A 2248-nucleotide genomic window follows, 5' to 3' on the forward strand; every position below is an offset into this window, starting at 1 on the left:
CCACGAAAGAACACGCACCGTTCAGACCACCACGATAACGGCACGGCAGAGACAACAGAACCGGCCTCCGAGCGCAGCTCCTAAGGCTCATGGCACTGGCAACAGGCCGGGGGCGAAAAGGCAACCGACAAGCCCGGATGGCTCTCGGGGAGCACCTGCGCGAATTCCGCAACAGACTCATCAAGAGCGCGGCCGCTCTTGTCCTCGGCGCCATCGCGGGATTTCTCCTCTATAACCCGCTTTTCAGCCAGCTCATAGAGCCGATCATGAACGTCGCCGAAAACGAAGACCGATTCGCCAGCATCAACTTCGACGGCGTGGCATCCTCGTTCGACCTGATGGTCCAGACATCCCTGTTTTTGGGCCTGCTCGTCTCCAGCCCCATCTGGCTCTACCAAATGTGGGCATTCATCACTCCAGGCTTAAAAGATAAAGAGCGCCGGATCGCGCTCTCCTTCATGGCCATATCGGTGCCGTTATTCGTTGGAGGAGTATTCCTGGCCTGGCTGGTATTGCCCAACGCCGTGCGGGCATTACTAAGCTTCACCCCCGAAGGCGGCTCCAACGTCATCACCGCCCAGCTCTACCTGACCTTCGTGATGCGCCTGCTGCTGGCCTTCGGCATCGCCTTCCTGCTGCCCGTGGTGCTGTTCGGACTCAACCTGGTAGGGGTGCTCAGCGGCCGCCAAATCCTCAAGTCCTGGCGCATCACCGTGCTGCTGGTCTGCGTCCTGGCTGCCATGGCCGCCCCGGGACCGGACATTATGAGTATGTTCTACCTCGTCATACCGCTGCTGTTCTTCTTCTTCCTCGCCACCGGACTTTGCCTGCTCAATGACAGACGCCGGGCCCGCCAAGCAGCAAAACACGAAACCGAGACCGAGACAGGCGCCGACACCGCCACCTCCGCGGACGAGCTGCAGAACCTATGAAGCCAGCTGGTTTGTCGCGAAAATAAAGATGCTTAGGTCTCGTACATTGAGTTATGAGGCCTTCGACACCTGCTTTGGAGCTTTCGGACTGGCAACGCGAGACACTGACACCCGCGGGATCCGCGAATCGGACCACCGCCTCACCACAACCGTATTGCATCCCATAGCTTTCCAAGACGCGGACAGCGGCTTGAATCTGCGGTGGCAGGTTTGCGCTATGACCTCGATCAACGGCCCTCATCGACACCGGCTGTTATTCAAATGACCCGTCGCTGTCCCGCGGCAGAGAAGCAGTGGCAGCGGTGAGCTATGCCTCGGCGACGTGCGGGACAGAAATGTGAAACCTAATGCAACGCAACAACCTCTAAAGCTGAAGGCCAACCAGAACAGCGCCGGGAAGCTCCGCCAGCAGTTCACCCGTATTGCATCCCATAGCTTTCCAAGACGCGGACAGCGGCTTGAATCTGCGGTGGCAGGTTTGCGCTATGACCTCGATCAACGGCCCTCATCGACACCGGCTGTTATTCAAATGACCCGTCGCTGTCCCGCGGCAGAGAAGCAGTGGCAGCGGTGAGCTATGCCTCGGCGACGTGCGGGACAGAAATGTGAAACCTAATGCAACGCAACAACCTCTAAAGCTGAAGGCCAACCAGAACAGCGCCGGGAAGCTCCGCCAGCAGTTCACTCTTGAACGACTCACCGCACACTTCGGAGTCGACGACGAGACGGTCGAGGCCTGAACAGTCTCCTTCACGCGTCTTTGATTTTGTGGTGAGTGGTTTCGGGAGAAACCTAAGAAGAGGGCGAGAGCCGGTCTATCTGGATCGGGCTGCTGACGGTTCACAGCGTTCGCCGCACGTCCCGCCACAGCGGGTGGCAATATGACAAACCCTTCCGTCTTGAAACGGGCTAGGCTTCGCGGGTTTCGGGTGATTTGGTCATCGCCGGATCCTGTTCGGCGAGGGACCCGACGGCGTCGTCAATCCGGGACATGGTGTCGGCATCCAAAGTCACGCCGGCCGCCTCCACGTTGGACTTGACCTGTTCGGGGCGGGAGGCGCCGATGATGGCCGAGGCAACGTTCTGGTTCTGCAGTACCCAGGCGATGGCGAGCTGGGCCATGGTCAGTCCTGCGTCCTCCGCGATGGGCTGGAGCTTCTGCACTCCGGTGAGTACGTCGTCGGACATCCAGTGTTTGATCGTGTCCGCCCCGCCCTTCTCATCCGTGGCGCGGGTGCCCGACGGCGGAGCTTGGCCGGGCTGGTATTTTCCGGTGAGCACGCCCTGGGCGATGGGGGACCAGACAATCTGGGACA

At 60.0% G+C, this 2248-nt stretch carries 3 protein-coding genes; 2 read left to right on the forward strand and 1 reads right to left on the reverse strand.

From position 1 onward, the window contains the following. Positions 1–95: 95 nt before the first annotated feature. On the forward strand, positions 96–932 hold the full coding sequence (gene tatC / locus Y707_RS0102150) for a twin-arginine translocase subunit TatC (RefSeq protein ID WP_155852647.1): 837 nt from the start codon (positions 96–98) through the stop codon (positions 930–932). 605 nt (positions 933–1537) lie between these two features. Next, positions 1538–1672, forward strand: coding sequence for a hypothetical protein (locus Y707_RS33105; protein WP_275451182.1), 135 nt, complete (start codon positions 1538–1540; stop codon positions 1670–1672). 169 nt (positions 1673–1841) lie between these two features. Here Y707_RS33105 and Y707_RS0102160 read toward each other — a convergent pair. Beyond that, a partial coding sequence (locus Y707_RS0102160; RefSeq protein ID WP_026533867.1) for an aldo/keto reductase occupies positions 1842–2248 on the reverse strand: 407 nt, incomplete at its 5' end.

This window comes from Arthrobacter sp. H14, assembly GCF_000520495.1.
Taxonomy (GTDB): domain Bacteria; phylum Actinomycetota; class Actinomycetes; order Actinomycetales; family Micrococcaceae; genus Arthrobacter_C.